Below are 17,619 nucleotides of genomic sequence, written 5' to 3'. Positions count from 1 at the left end.
AGGGGGCGTTGATAATGGTATTTTCGCTATTTAAAAAGAAAAAAGAACCACAGCTTATGAAAAATAGAGTGGAGTTTTGCATTACGAATCTATCACTAGGTGCAGCAGATGCCTATGATGTATTGATAGAACGTAATGATGTCGAGGTGGAGGAATTGGGTTGTACATCGCATTGTGAAGTTTGTGAGCAAGGTTTGTTTGCTATTGTGAACGGGGAAGTGGTCACAGCAGATGATGCACAAGCCCTAGTACAGGCGATTGAAGAAGAACTAACGCAAAACCCTCTTTTATAAGCAAAAAAACAGCTTGCATCGAGACAAGCTGTTTTTTCATGTTTTATTACCAGCCCCGCACATATTGCACAGGAGGTTGAATATCCTCGCCCAGCGCTTTTGCAGCATGGAGTGGCCAATAAGGCTCTCGTAGTAAAACACGTGCTAGAAAAATTAAATCGGCACGGTTGTTTTGTAAAATTTCCTCTGCTTGAATAGCTGTTGTAATAAGACCAACTGCGCCAGTTGGAATATTAGCCCCATGCTTAATTTCCTCTGCATGTGGTACCTGATAGCCTGGAAACGCATGAATAGCTGCTGGCACAACACCACCTGTTGATACATCGACTAAATCCACACCCTGTGATTTCATCCAGCGACTAAAGACGATAAAGTCCTCCATTGTTGTGCCATTCTCTGCATAGTCCTCCGCAGAAACACGGACAAGCAAAGGACCTTCCCATACACTGCGCACAGCATCAATCACTTGACGCAGTATACGATAGCGATTTTCCTGTGAGCCACCATATTGGTCCTGACGTTTATTCGTTGCAGGCGATAAAAATTCACTGATTAAATAACCGTGCGCCCCATGTATTTCAAGCACATCGAAGCCTGCCTTTACTGCGCGGATAGCAGCTTGCTTAAAGGCTTCAATGACATTAAGAATATCCTCCTCTGTCATTGCCGTTGGCGTTTTATAATCGTCACTAAAGGCAATAGCGGATGGGGCAAAGATTTCGCCATCTACCGTTGCTTTACGCCCTGCATGTGCAAGCTGTATCCCTGCTTTCGCACCATAGGCTTTCATGCCCTCCACCAATTGACATAAACCTTCGATATGGGCATCATCCCAAATGCCTAAATCCTTATTGGAGATACGACCTTCAGGTACAACACCTGTTGCTTCCACAATAATAAGCCCTACTTGACCTGCTGCACGTGTTGCGTAGTGTACGAGATGAAAGGGTGCAACAAGCCCATCCTCCTGTGCTGAATACATACACATTGGCGCCATCACAACACGATTTTTTAAAGTGATGGATTGTAGTTGATAAGGTTCGAATAATTTACTCAAAATAAAGCCTCCCTAATTCCTAGTGATACACTTTATTTTGCACCTGTTGCTAGCCATTTGCAAGTGAACGAGATCGCGCCTCCGCTTCTTTGATACATGCTTCAATGGCTTCATGGAAATGATGTTGCTCTAATGCTTGAATACCAGCCTCTGTTGTGCCTCCTGGGCTTGTGACCTTTTTGCGTAAAACATCAGGCTCATCTGTGGATTGCTTGAGCATTTCAGCACTGCCAGCAAGCGTTTGCGTCATAAGAAGCCGTACTGTATCTTTAGATAGCCCAACCTTTGTACCGACTCGTTCAAATGCCTCCATTAAATAATAAATATAAGCAGGACCGCTACCTGAAAGAGCTGTTACCGCATGTAATTGATCTTCATTAACCTCAATAACGGAGCCAATCGCCTCTAGCAATTCAAGAAACATTGATCGTTGTGTGGCAGACACTTTGTGATTAAAGGCGATACCACTTGCGGACATACCGATTGTCGCAGAGGTATTTGGCATCACACGTGCAATAGGGCGCTCCCCTAAAAATTGTGTAATCGTAGCGATGGAAACACCTGCTAGCACAGATACCACAGCTGATTGAGCTGTAATTTTCGACTTTAATTCACGCATTGCCATAATAGCATCCTTTGGCTTCATTGCTAAAATAATAACATCTGCTTGCTGATAAATAGCAGGGTCCTCCACCTTATTCACCCCGTATGCTTCATGTAAAAATTGTAAACGTTCCTTATCAGAACGATTGGTAATATAAATTTCCTGTGCAGCTAGCACATTTTGCTTGATCCAGCCCTGCATTAACGCCTCAGCCATTGAGCCTGCACCAATAAATACTATTTTTTTCATGACCAACACCTCCAGTTCAAAATCTGTGATAGCCGCTGGGGCTTTATTTTGGTTCAACAGGCGTTTAAATGTCCGTGAAACCAAAATAAAAAGCGCTCTCGTCCTTCTTACAAGGACGAAAACGCTGTCGTTTCCGCGGTACCACCTTTGTTTGCCAATTTGGCACAACTTTTAGCCCTTTTATCGCAAGGGAAACGGTTATGTTTGCATAACTGCTCAGAAGTAGGTTCAGCAATGGGAGCGGGCGATGTTACTTTCAGCAAAGCGTAACACTCTCTAACACCTTCACCAATCACTTACTTGGCTTCATCAACGCATATTAAGTAATTTGATTATTCAAAATTATAGTGATGAATAGGCAACGTGTCAACAGGAGGATGACGAAAAGAGAAAAAAATTGTAAAATAGAATGAATTCGCATTCACTAGTGCGTGAAAAGGGGGAGCCAACTTTGTCTATTTACAAAATAGAAATACCAACACCCTATGCAGTAGGAGATGTTAATGCATTTATTGTCAAAGGGGATGCACTGAGCATTTTTGATGTTGGGCCAAAAACAGTAGAAGCCTATGATGCGCTAAAATGGGGGATTCGAGCAGCCGGCTTTGAGATGCGCGATATTGAGCAAGTTGTCTTAACCCATCATCATCCAGATCATGCTGGATGGGTCGATGCTTTTCCACATGCAGAAATTTTGGGGCATGCCTATAATGATAAATGGCTGCGTCATGATGAAGACTTTTTACGCTATCATGAGCAATTTTACAGTGAGCGTTTATTGGAGCACGGTGTACCACAAGAATATATTTCGACAAGTGTCCATGTTCGTCGTGAATTGGAGCTGGTCGGGGAACGGCCATTAACGCAGATTTTAATGGATGGAGATGAAGTACCTGGTCATCCGGGGTTAAAGGCCATTGAAACGTTAGGTCATGCACAAAGCCATTTTATTTTCTGGGATGAAAAAACATATCATGTTATTGGTGGGGATTTATTGCTGGAAAAAATCACACCCAACCCATTAATCGAGCCACCATTGGATCGTACAGTGGGACGTACAAAATCTTTACTGCAATACAATGCATCACTTGAAATTTTACGCCAATTACCTGTAAAAATGATGCATACAGGACATGGAGCAGAGCTGGAGGATATTCCGTCTTTAATTGATCAACGACTTGAACGCCAGCATCAGCAATCGATGAAGGTGTATGAGTTAATGGGCGATGATGAATTAACGGTGGTACAAGTAACACAGCGTCTATATCCTGCGATTTTCCAGCGTCAACTTGGCTTAACATTATCTAAAACACTTGGGCATTTAGATTATTTAGAGGCTAATCATTTAGTGACATCGACAAAAACAGCAGAGGGCATTTATTTATTTACAAGAAAGTAGGCTGATTGATGAAGAACAAGACCATCTTTGTTACAGGTGCAACAAGCGGGGTAGGCTTGAAAATTACAGAATTATTAGTCGCACAGGGCTATACTGTTTATGCCACGGGTCGCAATGCCGTTGCACTAAAGGTACTAGAACGTTTAGGTGCTCAAGTGATCCAAGCTGATTTAACCAATTTACATACACTTGATGATGTTTGTGCCCAGCTACCACCGATTGATGTAGCAATTCTTTCAGCAGGTGTAGGAAAGTTTGCAGTAGCCCCTGCTTTACAGGATAAGGATATTGCGGAAATGATCGAATTGAATGTTAGTGTACCCATCTATCTTGCTAAACGTTTAGCCTCTCAGATGGTGGAGCGCAAACAGGGCCAGTTGATATTCATTGGTTCACAGGCAGGGAAGGTGGCAACACCAAAAGCAAGTGTCTATGCTGCAACCAAGCATGCAATTGTAGGATTTACGAATGGGCTGCGAATGGAGTTGGCTCCGTACAATGTCAACGTGACAGCCATCCATCCAGGTCCAATTGATACACCATTTTTAGATAAAGCCAATGATGCAGGTGGCTACAGAGAGTCCTTAGGAAAATTTTTATTATCTGCAGAAGAAGTGGCACAAGCAACGGTGAAAACCATTGATCGTCCAGTGCGTGAGGTCAATTTACCAAAAATAATGGGCTTGTCCAGCAAGCTATATGCATTAGCCCCTGCCACCATTGAATTTTTAGGTAAATCATTTTTCCATAAAAAATAAATCAAACTGTAAACGTTCGCTATCAATGAAGAATGTTTACAGTTTTTTTATAAAATATAATGGATAGCTAAAAAACGAAAAATATTCATCGTCTATAATATGTCCTTAAGTATTGATATAGCTTCTTTTTTACGCTAAAGAGGAAAGTCTCTAAATTTATAAAAATACACTTGTTTTTATTTTTATAACATGGTATTATGCATGTATAAACTTTTAAACAAATGTATAAACATACATATTGATATGAGCAATTGGAGGCGCATTTTTCATGGCAAATAAAAAAGTAGTATTAGCATATTCAGGCGGACTGGATACTTCAGTCGCAATTCCGTGGTTAAAGGAGCAAGGCTGGGACGTCATTGCAGTATGTCTTGACGTTGGTGAAGGAAAAGACCTTGAATTTATTAAAAATAAAGCATTGCAAGTTGGTGCAATTGAATCTTATATGGTAGATGCAAAGGATGAATTTGCTGAGGAATATGCTTTGATTTCATTACAGGCACATACATGGTATGAGCAAAAATATCCGTTAGTATCAGCACTTTCTCGTCCACTAATTTCGAAAAAGTTAGTAGAGATTGCGAACCAAGTAGGCGCAGATGCTGTAGCACATGGTTGCACAGGGAAAGGCAATGACCAAGTTCGTTTTGAGGTTTCCATTAAAGCATTAAATCCTGAGCTAGAGGTTTTAGCACCTGTACGTGAATGGGGCTGGAGCCGTGATGAGGAAATCGAATATGCTATCAAGCATAACGTACCAGTTCCTGCAACATTGGATTCACCGTTCTCCATCGACCAAAACCTATGGGGGCGTGCTAATGAAGCAGGGATTATGGAAGATCCTTGGGTGTCTCCACCAGAGGAAGCTTACGGCTTAACGGTTTCTGTTGAAAATGCACCGAATGAAGCTGAATATGTGGAAATCGAGTTTGTAGCTGGTAAACCAGTAGCATTAAACGGAAAAGAAATGAAGCTTGCTGATTTAATTCAAGAATTAAACGCAGTAGCAGGTGCACATGGTGTAGGGCGTATTGACCACGTGGAAAATCGTCTAGTTGGTATTAAATCTCGTGAGGTTTATGAAATTCCAGGTGCAAAAGTGCTGTTAACAGCACATAAAGAGCTTGAGGATTTAACGCTTGTAAAAGAATTAGCACACTTCAAGCCAGTAATTGAGAAAAAACTTTCTGAATTAATTTACGACGGTCTATGGTTCTCACCATTACGTGATGCTCTTGAAGCATTCCTTGCCCAATCACAGCAATATGTGAATGGTACAGTCCGTGTGAAACTATTCAAGGGACATGCGATTGTTGAGGGACGTAAATCACCAAATTCACTATACAATGAAAAACTTGCAACATATTCGAAGGAAGATCAATTCAACCATGCTTCCGCAGTAGGCTTTATTGAACTATGGGGTCTACCGACTGTGGTCAATGCATCTGTCAATAAAAAATAAGCTTGATAAGCAAGGTGTAGGGCAGCATTTGTGCTTAAACTACACCTTTTGATAAGCAATGAAAGAAAAGGTGAGCTGTGATGACAAAACTTTGGGGTGGACGTTTCCAAAAATCAGCAGAGGCATGGGTAGATGAGTTTGGCGCATCCATAGGCTTTGACCAAGAGCTTGTACTAGAAGACCTTGAAGGTAGTGTTGCCCATGTCACAATGCTTGGTGCAACGGGCATTTTACCAGCAGCTGACGTTGAGGCTATCTTAGATGGTCTTGCCCAATTAAAAGATAAGGCAATCGCTGGTGAGCTTGAATTTAGCGTTGCTAATGAAGATATCCACTTAAATTTAGAAAAAATGTTAATTGATTTAATTGGTCCTGTTGGGGGCAAATTGCATACAGGTCGTAGCCGTAATGACCAAGTAGCGACAGATATGCATCTTTTCTTGAAAAAGCGTGTGCAGGAAACGATTGATTTAATCGTAGCATTCCAGAAAACGTTGGTAGAGAAGGCACAGGAGCATATTGAAACGATTGCACCGGGCTATACACATTTACAGCGTGCCCAGCCGATCTCCTTTGCGCATCATTTAATGGCCTATTTTTGGATGCTAGAGCGTGATAAACAGCGCTTTACAGAATCCATTAAACGCATTGATATTTTGCCATTAGGTGCAGGTGCAATGGCAGGAACAACTTTTCCAATCGATCGCTTACAGTCAGCGGAGCTACTTGGCTTTAGTAAGGTTTATGCAAACTCGATGGATGCAGTCAGTGACCGTGATTTTATCGTTGAATTTTTAAGCAACTCATCCCTGCTCATGGCGCATCTATCGCGCTTTGCAGAGGAGATTATTATATGGTCTACAGATGAATTTAAGTTTATCGAGCTGGATGATGCCTTTTCCACAGGCTCTTCCATTATGCCACAAAAGAAAAATCCTGATATGGCAGAGCTGATTCGTGGTAAAACGGGTCGTGTCTATGGCAACCTAATGGGCTTATTGACGGTGTTAAAAGGTACACCATTAACATACAATAAAGATATGCAGGAGGACAAGGAAGGCATGTTCGATACGGTACATACAATCCTTGGCTCACTCAAAATCTTTGAAGGTATGGTTCGTACAATGACCGTCAATACAGAACGCTTACATCAAGCTGTTCATGCCGATTTCTCGAATGCCACGGAGCTTGCCGATTATCTGGCTACAAAGGGTATGCCATTCCGTGAGGCACATGAGGTAACAGGAAAACTTGTCTTTACGTGTATTCAAAAAGGCATTTACTTATTAGATTTACCGCTTGATGAGATGCAGAAGGAAAGTGCGCTGATTGAAAAGGATATTTATGATGTCTTAGCGCCAGAAGCGGCTGTTCGTCGTCGTCATTCCTTAGGCGGCACTGGCTTTGAGCAGGTGCAAATCCAAATTGAGCAAGCGCAAGCCTGTCTTGTCTAATATTACTTTTGCGTGCATGTCCTTGTGACTTTTGCATAGATAATTCATGAAAGCTGTCCTGTGAGGCGCTATGAAAACCAAATCCTTTTTCAACAAAGCCAGAGGGTGATGTGAAAAAGAGAACCTTACATACGTGAAGGACAATCCTCAATTCTGGAGACGCGGAATTGAGGTTTTTGTGTACAAAAAACAGGGGGAGGATTTATCAATGAGTGAACGTTTTACAAAGGGACTTGAAACGATTAAACAGTATGTAACAGAGGAAGAAGCAGCGAGAATGATCGAATCCGATGCATTAGCTGAGACAGCACCAGATTTACGAAAAATGATTATTGAGTTTGCTTATGGAGATGTTTATTCGAGACCTGGGCTTGATGCGAAAAGTCGAGCACTTGTTGTGATCACAACGGTTGTCACACAGGGAGCTGCACCTCAAACTAAAACACATATCCAGCGTGGCTTACATGCAGGCTTAACGCAAACAGAAATTGTCGAAGCACTTTTACAATTAGTACCTTATGTTGGTTTCCCACGTGTGCAAAATGCTTTAACAATCGCACAGCAAGTTTTTGCAGAAAAAAATGAATAAAAACATGGGAAATGGCTCATCATAATAGCGGAACCACTTATTAATCTGTGATGATGGGGAGGATATAGAATGAGTAGTCAAACACCCAAAGACCAAGAATCTCAGGAAAGTCCGCCACAACTGTTAAAGCTATTAACAGTAAAAGTCAACAAGAAACAATAAGTGTCCATGGATCCAGAATTTTTCTGGGTCCTTTTTTCGTTTGCCTAAAAATTGGTCCATCAAAAATTTAAAATTTTGACATACTAAAAAATCTGTAATACTCTAACTATAACAGATTGGGGGAGAGGCTATGAAAAAATTATTATGGCTATGCTGTATATGGTTGCTTTTGGGAGCATGCACGCAAAAAGAAACAAAGGGGGAAGTTCATATGAATGAGCAGTTTCTTGGCAAATGGGAGGGAACGATTGAAACACCCAATGGCCCATTACCGATGATGGTTGAGTTACAGAAGGATAGTGGTACATTATCGGTGCCTGCACAAGGCTTAGCCAATTTTCCCTTTCAACGTGTCGACTATATAGATGACCAAGTAAATATATCGATTCAGATAAATGGCGCTGCTATCGCGATTAAAGGTAAATTAAAAAATGATCAGATAGAGGCTACATTCCAGCAAAACGGTGGTATATTCCCATTAGTTTTAACAGCCTACCAGGAGCAGCCCATTACGTATGAGACAGTGAGAATACCTGTTCAAAATGGTGATTTAACGGTAGCCCTACACAAGGCTAGCACAGCCCCATCGCCCGTGGCACTAATTATTGCTGGCTCTGGGCCAACAGATAAGGATGGCAACTCAGCTTTGGCGGGCAAAAATAATAGCTTAAAAATGCTTGCAGAAGGCCTTGCCGAAAAGGGAATTGCCACAGTGCGCTATGATAAACGGGGACTTGGCGATAATCAAGCACTCTTAACGAAGGAGGAGGACAGTACATTCGATCAATACGTGGATGATGCCGTACAAATCCTTCAAACATTGCTAGCGGATCAAGCTTATACAAGCGTTCATATTATTGGCCATAGTGAAGGTTCACTGATTGGATTACTAGCAGCACAAAAAACAGATGCGGCGTCCTTTATTTCGATCGCGGGCGCAGGGAGACCATTAGATGAGGTTTTAATGGAACAATTACAAGGACAGCTAGCACCAAATCTTGTCAATGAAGCAACCGATATTTTGGCTACTCTTAAACAGGGTGAGCAGGTAAAAACAATTTCGCCAGAATTACAGGCCATCTTTCGTCCATCTGTGCAGCCTTTCTTGATTTCCTTGCTGAAATATCACCCTGCAGCTGAGCTTGCCAAAGTGAAAAGTCATGTATTATTGATACAGGGAACAAATGATTTACAGGTGAAGGAAGCGGATGCTGCAGCATTAAAAGAAGGGAAGCAAGAGGCACAGCTACTTTATATGGAAGGTATGAACCATGTGCTAAAAGCAGCGCCAACAAATCGCGCTGGCAATTTAGCAACCTATGCAGATCCCTCACGCCCATTACATGAAGAATTGTTACCTGCTGTTCAACAATTTATCCTAAATGGAAAGTAAGGTGATGTGTGTTTGAGTGCCTTTGTATATTTTATAATGATGCTACCATTTCTAATCTTTGCGATTGTTTTATCGCAGGGGAAGGGAGCCTTTTTACTGGCGGGGTTTAATACGATATCACAGAAAGAGCAGGAACAATATGATGAAAAGGCACTGGCAAAATTTATGGGGAAGGTCATGTATGGATACTGTTTTTGCCTATTATTATGTGCTCTGGGTGAACTTTTGTTCATACAATGGTTATTAGTAATTGGGCTTAGCCTATTTGTAGTACTCACTATTTTTGTGCTTGTTTATACGAATACAGGCAATCGTTTTAAAGAATAATACAGTAGAAAAGGACTTGTTCAATGGAATGGCAAGTCCTTTTCGATATTTCTTTATGAGAACCATTATCATTTAATTGGATTTCTGTTAAACTAGATGCATAAAAATGGTTCAGGCTAGAAAGGGTGCTTTAGCACGATGAAATTAAGCGATCATATACTTTTGTGGAATCATGCCCACATTAAAGTAATGGATGTACGTTTTAGAATGATGAAGCAGGGAGAGAGTTTCGGTCCCTATCGATTACCGACAAGTGCCTTTCTATATACGAAAAGAGGCAGTGCACAACTATGGATGGATAAAAATAGACATATGATTCAGCCATTTTATGTTCTTCACGCAGGAAAGGGCGTTTATATAGAGATTGAGGCTGAAAAGGATATGGAATACTATATGATCTTCTATAAAGCAACGCTCCCCTTACCAAATCGACAAGAGCTCATAGCCTTATTGGAACATAACAATCCATTTTACTATCAATATGCCTTTGCGTCAGCCATGCCACTCGCACTATTTGATAAAGTGGAACAGATGCAGAGGATTTGGTTACAATCATCTGATAAAGGATTGAAAAATTTACATATCAAATCATTATTTTATCAGTTTGTCGATGAACTTTTACAACAAATGCATAGACAGGCTATCCAGCCATTAAAATCAGACTTAGTGACAGAGGCAGTTCGCTATATAGAGGACAATGGCCATCAGCCCCTGACGCTTGAACTATTAGCGCAAGAGTTAGCCTGTAGTGTAGGGTATTTATCGAAGCGCTTTAAAGAAAAAATGCGTACCAGCCCTATGCACTATTGGGGTGAAGTGCGAGTTAATAAAGCTGCAAAATTGCTGGTACAAACAGATGCGACATTGCAGGAAATTGCTGAGCATGTCGGCTATCCTGATGGACATTCACTAAGTCGAAGCTTTAAACGATATAAAGGCATATCTCCTGCTCAATTTAGACAAAAGCAGCAAGGCAAAAATGAAGAATTGCTACATTGGAAAGGAAGATCTGCTATTCTCCCAGATAAACACGAGTGGTATATTGATGATGAAATTGAAAATCATTATCAACGAAAGGGAGCAAGCGAAATGTCAAAGTACAAAAATATGAAAATAAAGGCCATGACTTTATTTATGTGCCTGTCTTTATTATTAACAGCATGTTCAGGAGCAACTAATACAAATGGAGCCTCACAATCACCGACAAATCAAGTGGAAACACAAGCAAATAGTGAGCAAGAAGCAAAAACAAGAATGGTTTCTACACCAAAGGGAGATGTTGAAATTCCAGCACAGCCTCAACGAGTGGCAGCAGATCAGTATATGGGACAGCTATTAAAGCTAGGAATTATTCCAGTGGGTGTGCGAGAAGGGATGTTACATGAGGCCTGGATTGAGAAATCAGGTATTGCTAAAGAAACATTAGCTAAAATAGAGAATTTAGGTAATTTTCCAATGAATCCTGAAAAGCTTACGATGTTAGAGCCTGATTTAATTATTGGCTCGATAGAAGATAATATTGAGCAATATGAAAAAATTGGCACGACAGTCTTTATCCCTTATTGGGAGGAGCTTTCAACGGCAGGACCTGTAGAAAAATTTAAAAGAATTGCAGAAGTATTTGGCAAAGAGCAAGAAGCAGAGGAGTGGGTAGCAGAATACCAGCAAAAGGTTGAAGAAGCTCGCAAGCAAATAGAGGGTATTATTAAAGAAGGCGAAACGGTGTCAATCGTCCAATTAAGCCCTACAGGTTTGTTTGTGCTAGCTGCTGAGGGTGGCAATTATGGGAGTAATACCATCTATCAAATGCTGAAATTACCGCCTACAGAGCAAGCATTGAATATGAAAGAAGGCTTTGAAAATATTTCATTAGAGGTGCTGCCCGATTATTTAGGCGATCATGTATTTGTCTATGTGAATTCCCCAGAAGATGCAAAAGAGATTTTAAACAGCCCTGTTTGGCAGGGAGCGCCTGCTGTGAAAAATGGCAATGTATATATGTATGGTGAATTTGGAGATGAATTTGTGATGGAGGATCCTTACTCTTTAGAGCTTCAGCTTGAGAAAATCGTCCATATTTTATTGGAGAAAAAGTAGAGTATCCAGAGATGAAACAAATTTTCCTAATGGAATAATGTAAGAGGTATAGATGAGTAGACATTGGTCATAATAAAAAAGATTTCACTTATAAAAGCTCAATGATGAGGAGGATGAACAATGAGTAGGTTCGAACAATTAGATCCGAAATCTCAAAAAATCCACCGCAACTGGTCAAGGATGAAGCATTCCAAAGCGCAAGTCAATGGCGAAACGGAGATTACACTCCATAACCGTCTCTTGCGAAGTGAAGCAAAGGCCCGACAGTTTTAATCATGCTAGACAAATAAGTGTAATCAAGCCCAAAAGCATCGAGATGAAAAATTCTCGATGTTTTTTATGTGAGATTATATACTATACATACTACTTGAAAAATAAGGAGAGAATACCATGAATATTCCGATTCCACTCTATTTACAGCCATTTGCAGAAAAGATAGAGCAAATAGACGATGTGATTTCACAATTCCAGCTTCGCTCCAGCGCAGGCAATCATCACTTTGAGATTTGGTATGCTGGTGATTTATTAGCAATCGATGGTGAAGAATTGTCCTTTATTACAGGGGCAACAGCTAAAATCATGGCAAAGGATGCTTTAACAGGTGAGGAAATTTTGCTCTTTGATCGTACAGAACATGGCTATGATGCGATGTTTTGTGATGAATACACCGAGGAGGAACGGGCAAATCGCTCACTGCAAAAATACAATATGCCAGCAGGCGAGGTACTGCTCGCCTTTTGTTACAATATTGACTATGATGAGGAGATGGATGACTACGAGGTCAATCAGCAAGGTGATGTACAGTTAATCAATGGCAAAACAGCAGACTGGCAAACTGTCAAAAGCAATGGCTATGACGCATTTGCTTTTTATCTAAAGCAAGCGGATGGCACACTACTTCTATTTGCAGAGGAAGAATTAGCATAACCACTAAAGGAGATAGAGGCGAGGATGCTGATAGCTACAGTGATTTACAAGATGAATGGCTGAAAATGGTGAAAAAGACTGTGAGAAAATGCCTTCTCACAGTCCTTGAAGTGAATTAAACTTGTGCAGCAATATCTAATGCTTGTGCGAAATCAGCAATTAAATCATCTACATGCTCAAGCCCTACTGAAAAGCGTAAAAGTCCATCTGTAATCCCACGTTTTGCGCGCTCCTCAGGCTCCATCGCAGCATGACTCATCTTTGCTGGATACGAAAGTATAGATTCTACACCGCCAAGAGAAACTGCGAAAACAGGAATGGTCATCGCTTCGACCAATGCCTTTGCAGCAGCATAGCTTGGCAAGCGGAAGGATAAGACAGCACCTGCGCTTGTACATTGGCTTTGATGAATAGCATAGCCAGGATGTGAGGCAAGTCCAGGATAATATACTTGCTCCACAACAGGGCTGGCAGCTAAAAATTCTGCAATTTTTTGTGCAGATTCAGTAGAACGACTAAAGCGTACATCGGTTGTTTTGATATTTTGTAGTAGTGTGTAACAATCCTGCACACCTAAAATATTGCCGAATGAATTTTGGATAAAGTAAAGGTCCTGTCCAAGCTTTTCATCGGCAGTAACTGTTAAGCCAGCTATAATATCAGAATGGCCAGATAAGAACTTCGTCGCACTATGAATCACTACATCCACGCCAAGCTCTAATGGACGTTGGTGTAACGGAGTCATAAATGTATTATCTAAAAACGTGAGGCATTGGTGTTGCTTCGCAAGTGCCACCACACCACGAATATCTGTAATGCCTAATGTTGGATTTGAGGGTGTTTCCATATAAAGTAGCTTTGTAGCTGGCGAAATTGCTGCTTCTACTGCCGCTAAATCCGTGAAATCTACAAATGTATGAGAAATCCCAAAGCGTGGTAATACTTTTGTTACAAAACGATAGGTGCCACCGTAAACATCCTCTGTCATCACAATATGATCGCCCTGTGATAGTAGCATTAAAGCTGCTGATACGGCAGCAATCCCTGAAGAAAAGGCATGGGCACGCACACCGCCCTCTAGCTCAGCAACCGCTTTTTCTAGCGCATCTCTTGTTGGGTTACCAGAGCGCGCATAATCATATTCGCCAAACTCATCAATACTTTCTTGATGGAAGGTAGAGGACAGATACATTGGGACATTGACCGCCCCTTTTTTATTTGCATAGCCATCACGCACACCAGCATGAATAAGACTCGTTTCAATACGTTGCTTCATAAATTATGCCTCTTTTCTTAGGATATCAAATACTTGTCGTAAGTCTGCAATTAAATCCTCTGCCTCCTCAATACCAACAGAGAAGCGCAGTAAACGATCACATACGCCACGCTCAACACGCTCTTCATACGGCATATCTGCATGTGTTTGTGTTGCAGGATACGTAATAAAGCTTTCAACACCGCCAAGACTTTCAGCAAACGTAATTAATTTTAAGTTGCGCAGGAATGGGTCAACCCACTCAGGCTTTTGCAGGCGGAAGGATAGCATACCACCTTTTCCTGTATACAGCACATCTGTTACAAGCTCTTCTTCCTCTAAGTAAGCAGCAATTGCTTTGGCATTTGCATCATGCTGTTTTAAGCGGAGATGCATTGTTTTTAAGCCGCGAATCAGCAGCCATGCATCCATTGCGCCTAGCACCATACCGCTCCCGTTATGAATAAAGCCAACACGTTCTGCTAATTCCGTACCCTTTACTACTACAAGACCTGCTAGCACATCATTATGCCCGCCAATGTATTTTGTCGCAGAATGAAGGACAATATCTGCGCCTAATTCAATAGGACGCTGGAAGTATGGTGTATAAAACGTATTATCAACAATTAATAATAGATCATGCTTCTGTGCTAGCTCAGCATATAATTGTAAATCAAATTCCTGCATTAATGGATTTGTTGGTGTTTCAATGAATAATGCACGTGTATTGGCTGTGATTAACGCCTCCACCTGCTCAACAGCTTCAAATTTTGAATAAACAGGCTTAATATTATAGGTTTCCTCAAAGAAGCCAAATAGTCGGTATGTCCCCCCATATAAATCATCAGGGACTACTAGCTCATCGCCTGGTTTAAATAAGGAAAGCACTAATTGAATGGCTGCCATCCCAGAGCTACAGGCAAAACCCATATCGCCGCCCTCTAAATCTGCAATGCCTGCCTCTAAAAGGGTACGTGTTGGGTTTTTTGTACGTGTATAGTCAAAGCCAGTAGATTCACCAATTCCAGTATGCTTATAGGCAGTTGATAAATGAATTGGCGGGCTCACAGCACCTGTTGTAGGGTCGCTTAAATTTCCTAATTGTACGAGTTTTGTTTCAATGCTTCTGTTTATTGTCATAATGTCACTCTTTTCTCTAATGCTGAATTAAAAGCCCTCATATACGCTTTTAATTCATTGTATTTTCAATAATTGTTATCAATTTAACATGTATGGAAAAGAAGAACAAGGGTGATTTCTGAAAATTAGTGGGATTATTGCTAGTTAATCTCCTAGGAATAGTAGGAGATATTGAATAGAAGGAGGATTATGCTTTATAGACGAATGCTTCTACATAAAGACAAATACGTGCTCCATATAAAAAATCTGCCTCGTGTATAAACGAGACAGATTTTTGATCCTTATGCTTTTTCTTGCTTTAATAAATCGCGAATTTCCTTTAGTAGCTCTTCCTTTGCATCCAGCTCAGGTGTTGGCTCCTCAACGACCGCTTCTTCCTTTTTACGTGTCAGCTTGGTCATAATTCGTAAGGCCATAAAAATCGCAAAGGCAATAATTAAAAAATCAAGAATGGATTGCAAAAATACACCTAATTGGATTTGGGCTTCACCTGAGCCGTACACAAAGCTTTTCGTTAAATCAATGCCACCTGTTAACACACCCACTAATGGCATAATAATATTTTCAACTAAGGAGGTTACAATTTTACCGAAAGCACCCCCAATAACAACTGCTACGGCAAGATCGATAATGTTGCCTTTCATCGCAAATTCTTTAAAGTCTTTCCACAAAATAAATTCCTCCCTATTTTTATCCCGTATTAATAGGCTGTAAGACCCCCGATAAACACGGGGATCAACAGCCTGTAATAAAGCGTGGTGAAACGTCCAATCAGTGGGGCTAGTGCGAAACCCCATTCATTAAAGATTCACTTTATCCATTTAAAATAAATCAATTTGTATTTTACTATATTTTTCCCAACCATTTCAACTGGATTCGTAGTGGAAATGATTTCTCTCCCTTCAATCAATGGGAGATGTCCGTTTCAATATAGAGCGAATTCAATACGTCTTTATCCTGCTTAAATGAAGAGAAAATCTTGAGACGATTTCCAACATCGTGCTATTGATGAAAAGATATACTACATTTATCAGTAAGTTTGGTAATATGGAAGAAGAATATTGAATTAGGTGTGACATATGGCAAAGAAAAAGAATAGCAAACCGATGTTATCATCCGCCACAAAAAAGGGCATGATAGCGTTATTAATACCAATAGCAATAACCGTGTATGTCCTTATCTTTTTTGCGTGGAAGGAGCTACAAACATTACCGATTTTCGAAAAGCTAGCCCAGCAAAAGGCAATGGAAGAAATTCAACAACAATTCGATATGAATATCCCAGAGCAATTTATTCCTATCTATGTAGCGGCAGAGGAAAAATACGGTGTGCCCTGGACATTACTAGCTGCTCATCATCGTATAGAAACACGCTTTTCTACCATAAAATCAATGGTTTCTTCCGCTGGAGCAGAAGGGCATTTACAATTTATGCCTTGTACCTTTGTCGGCTGGCAGCATCCTACCTGCTCTGGGCTGGGGAAAGGCAATATACCGAAGGCGGAGCTCATGAATCCAGCCATTATTGAAAAATATGGTGGCTATGGTGTAGATGCCAATGGTGATGGCCTTGCAGATCCCTATGATATTGAAGATGCAGTCTTTAGTGCTGCCAATTATTTAGCTAAATCTGGCGCTGCGAATGGCGACATTAAACAAGCCGTTTTTCAATACAACCATAGTGATGAATATGTAGAGAATGTGCTATATTACTTTCAATTATACAACGACTATCGCGATGAGCTGAAAGCAGCCCTGCTGATGAATAATGAAAAATAAAGAGCCACCGCAATGGATGGCTCTTCATTACATATTTAAGTTGCTTTACGCATACCCTTTAGAATAAGGCTTACGATAAAGATCAGTACAATTGCACCGATTAATGCAGGGAACACATAGAAATCACTAACTCGCCAACCCCAGTTACCTAAAATCATACTACCAATCCAAGAACCGATAATACCAGCAATAATATTCCCGATGATGCCACCAGGTACATCCTTACCTAAAATTACGCCAGCTAACCAACCTAAAATCCCACCGATGATTAAATACCAAATGAAACTAATCATTATTTTTCATCTCCTTAAATTAAGATATAATGGCGATTACTTAGTTATACCCTGAATAAAGCAGATTAAACGCTATCCGCTTTTTTAGTAATTATTACATGCTTTTTTTGAACAGTAGACAGCTTTTCAGCTAGCTACTTTTATCTGCATACATCGCTGTAAACTTGAGCAAATTAACTACAGTAACCTATGTCTTGTACATAGCATGATTTCATCGCTTACTGCTATCATATGTTCAACAAAAAAATTTGTACCAGCCACATGTCAATATTGAAACTTCCTATTTTAAATCATAATAAATAAAAAAAGTATATATAAAATAAAAAAATAGTTTGAAAATTTTGTGACAAATCACTATAATAATAAAAAAGGAGAGTGATTG

At 40.5% G+C, this 17,619-nt stretch carries 18 protein-coding genes; 12 read left to right on the top strand and 6 right to left on the bottom strand.

Going from position 1 to position 17,619, the window contains the following annotated elements; translation table 11 throughout:
- The first annotated feature begins 14 nt into the window (after positions 1-14).
- Entirely contained in the window at positions 15-293 is a 279-nt protein-coding gene (locus MHB44_RS13125) for a DUF1450 domain-containing protein (RefSeq protein WP_341299522.1), read from the top strand.
- Between the two features lie 46 nt (positions 294-339).
- Here MHB44_RS13125 and namA read toward each other — a convergent pair whose 3' ends face one another.
- A complete protein-coding gene (gene namA / locus MHB44_RS13120; protein WP_341299521.1) occupies positions 340-1,350 on the bottom strand; it encodes an NADPH dehydrogenase NamA in 1,011 nt (336 codons plus the stop codon).
- A 49-nt stretch (positions 1,351-1,399) separates the two neighbouring features.
- Positions 1,400-2,203: a pyrroline-5-carboxylate reductase gene (gene proC / locus MHB44_RS13115; RefSeq protein WP_341299520.1), complete on the bottom strand. Its 804-nt coding sequence runs from the start codon at positions 2,201-2,203 to the stop codon at positions 1,400-1,402.
- Between the two features lie 409 nt (positions 2,204-2,612).
- On the opposite strand from proC, the gene MHB44_RS13110 reads away from it, so the two are divergent.
- The 10 genes from MHB44_RS13110 (at position 2,613) to MHB44_RS13065 (ending at position 12,771) form a co-directional block, all read left to right on the top strand.
- Positions 2,613-3,602: an MBL fold metallo-hydrolase gene (locus MHB44_RS13110; RefSeq protein ID WP_341299519.1), complete on the top strand. Its 990-nt coding sequence runs from the start codon at positions 2,613-2,615 to the stop codon at positions 3,600-3,602.
- An 8-nt stretch (positions 3,603-3,610) separates the two neighbouring features.
- Positions 3,611-4,360 carry an SDR family NAD(P)-dependent oxidoreductase gene (locus tag MHB44_RS13105; RefSeq protein WP_341299518.1) on the top strand — a complete coding sequence of 250 codons (750 nt, stop codon included), beginning with the start codon at positions 3,611-3,613 and terminating at the stop codon, positions 4,358-4,360.
- A gap of 268 nt (positions 4,361-4,628) precedes the next feature.
- Positions 4,629-5,822: an argininosuccinate synthase gene (locus tag MHB44_RS13100; RefSeq protein ID WP_341299517.1), complete on the top strand. Its 1,194-nt coding sequence runs from the start codon at positions 4,629-4,631 to the stop codon at positions 5,820-5,822.
- 80 nt (positions 5,823-5,902) lie between these two features.
- Positions 5,903-7,276 (top strand): argininosuccinate lyase, encoded by a 1,374-nt coding sequence (gene argH, locus MHB44_RS13095; RefSeq protein ID WP_341299516.1) that lies wholly within the window; start codon positions 5,903-5,905, stop codon positions 7,274-7,276.
- Positions 7,277-7,484: 208 nt separating this feature from the next.
- Entirely contained in the window at positions 7,485-7,865 is a 381-nt protein-coding gene (locus MHB44_RS13090) for a carboxymuconolactone decarboxylase family protein (protein WP_341299515.1), read from the top strand.
- Between the two features lie 292 nt (positions 7,866-8,157).
- Positions 8,158-9,420 carry an alpha/beta fold hydrolase gene (locus MHB44_RS13085; RefSeq protein ID WP_341299514.1) on the top strand — a complete coding sequence of 421 codons (1,263 nt, stop codon included), beginning with the start codon at positions 8,158-8,160 and terminating at the stop codon, positions 9,418-9,420.
- A 12-nt stretch (positions 9,421-9,432) separates the two neighbouring features.
- The gene (locus MHB44_RS13080; protein ID WP_341299513.1) at positions 9,433-9,747 is read left to right on the top strand and encodes a DUF3784 domain-containing protein; all 315 of its coding nucleotides are present in this window, start codon (positions 9,433-9,435) and stop codon (positions 9,745-9,747) included.
- Between the two features lie 138 nt (positions 9,748-9,885).
- Entirely contained in the window at positions 9,886-11,844 is a 1,959-nt protein-coding gene (locus tag MHB44_RS13075; protein WP_341299512.1) for an AraC family transcriptional regulator, read from the top strand.
- Between the two features lie 120 nt (positions 11,845-11,964).
- Positions 11,965-12,117 (top strand): YpzG family protein, encoded by a 153-nt coding sequence (locus MHB44_RS13070; protein ID WP_083448495.1) that lies wholly within the window; start codon positions 11,965-11,967, stop codon positions 12,115-12,117.
- 117 nt (positions 12,118-12,234) lie between these two features.
- Entirely contained in the window at positions 12,235-12,771 is a 537-nt protein-coding gene (locus tag MHB44_RS13065) for a hypothetical protein (RefSeq protein ID WP_341299511.1), read from the top strand.
- Positions 12,772-12,886: 115 nt separating this feature from the next.
- Here MHB44_RS13065 and MHB44_RS13060 read toward each other — a convergent pair whose 3' ends face one another.
- The 3 genes from MHB44_RS13060 to mscL form a co-directional block, all read right to left on the bottom strand.
- Positions 12,887-14,047, bottom strand: a complete 1,161-nt coding sequence (locus MHB44_RS13060) for an aminotransferase class I/II-fold pyridoxal phosphate-dependent enzyme (RefSeq protein WP_341299510.1) — start codon at positions 14,045-14,047, stop codon at positions 12,887-12,889.
- A 3-nt stretch (positions 14,048-14,050) separates the two neighbouring features.
- Positions 14,051-15,166, bottom strand: a complete 1,116-nt coding sequence (locus tag MHB44_RS13055) for a methionine biosynthesis PLP-dependent protein (RefSeq protein WP_341299509.1) — start codon at positions 15,164-15,166, stop codon at positions 14,051-14,053.
- A 281-nt stretch (positions 15,167-15,447) separates the two neighbouring features.
- A complete protein-coding gene (mscL, locus tag MHB44_RS13050; protein WP_053994557.1) occupies positions 15,448-15,837 on the bottom strand; it encodes a large conductance mechanosensitive channel protein MscL in 390 nt (129 codons plus the stop codon).
- A 408-nt stretch (positions 15,838-16,245) separates the two neighbouring features.
- On the opposite strand from mscL, the gene MHB44_RS13045 reads away from it, so the two are divergent.
- On the top strand, positions 16,246-16,944 hold the full coding sequence (locus MHB44_RS13045; protein WP_341299508.1) for a lytic transglycosylase domain-containing protein: 699 nt from the start codon (positions 16,246-16,248) through the stop codon (positions 16,942-16,944).
- A 35-nt stretch (positions 16,945-16,979) separates the two neighbouring features.
- Here the strand turns inward: MHB44_RS13045 and MHB44_RS13040 are convergent, their stop codons facing one another.
- Positions 16,980-17,237 carry a GlsB/YeaQ/YmgE family stress response membrane protein gene (locus MHB44_RS13040; protein WP_341299507.1) on the bottom strand — a complete coding sequence of 86 codons (258 nt, stop codon included), beginning with the start codon at positions 17,235-17,237 and terminating at the stop codon, positions 16,980-16,982.
- Between the last annotated feature and the right edge of the window lie 382 nt (positions 17,238-17,619).

Source organism: Lysinibacillus sp. FSL H8-0500, from assembly GCF_038051955.1.
In the GTDB taxonomy this organism is placed as follows: Bacteria; Bacillota; Bacilli; order Bacillales_A; family Planococcaceae; genus Lysinibacillus; species Lysinibacillus macroides.
The sequence above is the reverse complement of the archived record's forward strand: the minus strand, read 5'-3'. Positions and strand labels throughout refer to the sequence as shown.

Coding starts and splice junctions, on each gene's coding strand:
- MHB44_RS13085 (WP_341299514.1), top strand. CDS start 8,158: ATGAAAAAATTATTATGGCTATGCTGTATATGGTTGCTTTTGGGAGCA.
- MHB44_RS13075 (WP_341299512.1), top strand. CDS start 9,886: ATGAAATTAAGCGATCATATACTTTTGTGGAATCATGCCCACATTAAA.
- MHB44_RS13125 (WP_341299522.1), top strand. CDS start 15: ATGGTATTTTCGCTATTTAAAAAGAAAAAAGAACCACAGCTTATGAAA.
- MHB44_RS13090 (WP_341299515.1), top strand. CDS start 7,485: ATGAGTGAACGTTTTACAAAGGGACTTGAAACGATTAAACAGTATGTA.
- MHB44_RS13040 (WP_341299507.1), bottom strand. CDS start 17,237: ATGATTAGTTTCATTTGGTATTTAATCATCGGTGGGATTTTAGGTTGG.
- MHB44_RS13065 (WP_341299511.1), top strand. CDS start 12,235: ATGAATATTCCGATTCCACTCTATTTACAGCCATTTGCAGAAAAGATA.
- MHB44_RS13110 (WP_341299519.1), top strand. CDS start 2,613: ATGAATTCGCATTCACTAGTGCGTGAAAAGGGGGAGCCAACTTTGTCT.
- MHB44_RS13100 (WP_341299517.1), top strand. CDS start 4,629: ATGGCAAATAAAAAAGTAGTATTAGCATATTCAGGCGGACTGGATACT.
- proC (WP_341299520.1), bottom strand. CDS start 2,203: ATGAAAAAAATAGTATTTATTGGTGCAGGCTCAATGGCTGAGGCGTTA.
- MHB44_RS13070 (WP_083448495.1), top strand. CDS start 11,965: ATGAGTAGGTTCGAACAATTAGATCCGAAATCTCAAAAAATCCACCGC.
- MHB44_RS13060 (WP_341299510.1), bottom strand. CDS start 14,047: ATGAAGCAACGTATTGAAACGAGTCTTATTCATGCTGGTGTGCGTGAT.
- MHB44_RS13055 (WP_341299509.1), bottom strand. CDS start 15,166: ATGACAATAAACAGAAGCATTGAAACAAAACTCGTACAATTAGGAAAT.
- MHB44_RS13105 (WP_341299518.1), top strand. CDS start 3,611: ATGAAGAACAAGACCATCTTTGTTACAGGTGCAACAAGCGGGGTAGGC.
- MHB44_RS13045 (WP_341299508.1), top strand. CDS start 16,246: ATGGCAAAGAAAAAGAATAGCAAACCGATGTTATCATCCGCCACAAAA.
- argH (WP_341299516.1), top strand. CDS start 5,903: ATGACAAAACTTTGGGGTGGACGTTTCCAAAAATCAGCAGAGGCATGG.